Annotated in this window: 1 protein-coding gene; it reads right to left on the reverse strand. The window is 74.5% G+C overall.

What is annotated here, in order from left to right:
* A partial coding sequence (locus V5F61_RS21245; protein ID WP_394104095.1) for an LLM class flavin-dependent oxidoreductase occupies nt 1–220 on the reverse strand: 220 nt, incomplete at both ends.

Here is a 220-nt window from a genome sequence, read left to right on the forward strand (position 1 = left end):
AAGGTGCGGGTAGCCCGACAGCACGAAGGTGTCGACGCCCAGCGCCTGGTACTCGCGCAGCCGCGCGGCGATCTGCTCGGGGTCGCCCACCAGCGCGGTGCCGGCCCCGCCGCGCACGAGGCCCACGCCCGCCCACAGGTTCGGCGCCACCACCAGCCGGTCGCGGCGGCCGCCGTGTAGGGCCGCCATGCGCTTCTGGCCCTCGGAATCCATCTTGGAA

Origin of the sequence: Xanthobacter sediminis, assembly GCF_043195015.1 — a bacterium.
Taxonomy (GTDB): domain Bacteria; phylum Pseudomonadota; class Alphaproteobacteria; order Rhizobiales; family Xanthobacteraceae; genus Xanthobacter.